Here is a 2,119-nt window from a genome sequence, read left to right on the forward strand (position 1 = left end):
CGCGGTACATGACGCTTGAAACGATGGCCCCGCTCAGCGACAATCCCATTGTCATGCTGTCGGCAGTACCCGGCTCATGATCGGCTCAGGCTGACGGCAGTACCCGGCTCATGATCGGCTCAGGCTGAGGCCGAAAAGCAAGGTGGTCCAGAAAAGCTACACCACCTCTCGGGACACGATCCCCGAGGAAGCCAAAGGCCAGCGCCGAATAGTGTTGTTCTCACGAGAAACAACACAGTTAGTGCATCCGCCACTAATCGATGGGCGTCAGGGAAGCAGAATCGAGGAATACCTCAGGAAGTCCATCCTCCTTAAGCAGGTGATGTCAAACAAGGCGAGAAAATATCGCGCCATAAATGCGACTCAGAACTTTGCGACAGTCGCCATATCGTCTCTACTATTATTTATTGGATTTTCCGGATTAGAGAAAGTTCAAAAATATATTTCATGGGTGCGTCCGATTACCCATGACGGCGCAGAGCTTGCATTTAACCTTCTCGTTTTTGCAATTTTTGTCGTGGGTGTGCTCCACCTCGTATTCAGATTTTCGGAAAAACAGTCATCAGCTGAAAAAGGGATTGCTGCGCTCGCCACCCTTGCGAACGAGATCGAGGACACAGTCACTTCCAAAGGGAATCTTGTAATCAGCGAAGAGGCGTCAAGAGTTGACCTTGTTCGGACGCGATACGAAGCAATAGCCGAGAATTTGCCAGCAAACTCGGATCGCGAATTCTTGCAGGCTAAACGTGACGTTGCTTCCAAAGAGGCCCGCCGGCCGACTATCACTATAAGTCCCCAGCAGCTTTTTGATGAAGATCAACAACGACGGATTGTGGCGTCGATCGTGCTAGGCTCGCGCGCCGTTGTTGACGCGCTGATAGCGCTACGGAGCACGGACAAGTCGCTTTTTCTTGGTGGCGGGATGATACGGAACGTTGTGTGGGACTACCTGCACGGTTACGGGTCGCCAACGCAGACTGATGACGTGGATGTAATCCACTATAATCCAGCCGATTCGGAAAAGCGTCATGATGAGGCCATCCAAATGCGACTTGCCACGTTGGTTCCAAACGCAAAATGGTCCGTCAAAAATCAAGCGCGCATGCACATTTCGAACAGCGAAACAGCATATACGTCTTTAGAACATGCGATTTCGCGCTGGCCCGAAACTGCCACCGCCTTCATTGCGCGCCTCGATGATTCTGGCTGGATCGAATTCGTAGCGCCATACGGCTTCGATGACCTGTTGCGCCTACTTATCGTAAATACTCCCGCCTTTGAAGACAGGATTGAGACCATCCGCGCGCGTGTGGAAGCCAAGCAATGGCAGCGATTCTGGCCACGCCTAAAAATCATTTTACCAGACTAGACAGCAGTTTGGTTGACATTGAACCCGCTTGCGTCCGACCCTTCCCGGACACTCAGCAGCCGATTTCAGCGCCCTAGGGCGGACAGTCCGGTTCCGGCAACTCGCGACCAGCTCAAGACATTCAGCGTCGTTGATGTGAGCGGCGGCTCTTGCTGAAACCCGCCACTCGGGTCGGGCAGACCAGCCGGTCGGCTTTGCGCCCCAAAGTCGGCCATTAGGGTTACCGCCTGTTGATCCTGGAAGCCGCCGTCGGTTCAGCGAACGTTGATTGGTATGTTGGGTGGAAGCACGAACCCGCTGCGCGGAAAGGACGTGTGTGGCGCAGTGGGGTGATGGAACGGGCGTTGCGCTTGGATCGAGCGCGGCAGGAGGTAGGCAGAGCATCGGGGCTCCACCAGAAGGAGCCCTGTCATGACCACCCTCGTCCCTGTTGCCGTCAGCCCGCTATGCCAGCAGCGTCTCTTCGACGAGATCGATATATGGCGCTTCGGCCACGAGACGCAGCGCAACTACATCCGCGATGTCGGCCGGTTCGCGACGTTCGTCCAGCTCTGTCGCTATGCTGCCGGATGCGAGGCCGGCCTCGGGGGCATCCGACAGCAGCTTGAGGATGTCGAGCCGCGTTTCCTGCCCAATCGCTGTCAACGGCGGCGCAAAAGTCGGCCACGGGGCGGAGTAAAACCAGGCCAGTGTGGCGGCCGCCCGGGGAAGTGGCGTGAGGGCGTAGCCCGAGGGCCACTTCCCCGGGCG

2 protein-coding genes are annotated in these 2,119 nt (G+C 56.3%); one reads left to right on the forward strand and one right to left on the reverse strand.

All coding sequences use genetic code 11. From position 1 onward, the window contains the following. Positions 1 to 142 precede the first annotated feature (142 nt). Positions 143 to 1,369, forward strand: a complete 1,227-nt coding sequence (locus AB4Z00_RS26510; RefSeq protein WP_442047898.1) for a nucleotidyltransferase family protein — start codon at positions 143 to 145, stop codon at positions 1,367 to 1,369. Between the two features lie 444 nt (positions 1,370 to 1,813). On the opposite strand, the gene AB4Z00_RS26515 is transcribed toward AB4Z00_RS26510, so the two are convergent. Continuing rightward, positions 1,814 to 2,119, reverse strand: a 306-nt coding sequence (locus tag AB4Z00_RS26515) for a hypothetical protein (protein ID WP_442047899.1), incomplete at its 5' end; no start/stop codon positions are given.

Source organism: Novosphingobium sp. YAF33, assembly GCF_052113265.1.
Taxonomy (GTDB): domain Bacteria; phylum Pseudomonadota; class Alphaproteobacteria; order Sphingomonadales; family Sphingomonadaceae; genus Novosphingobium.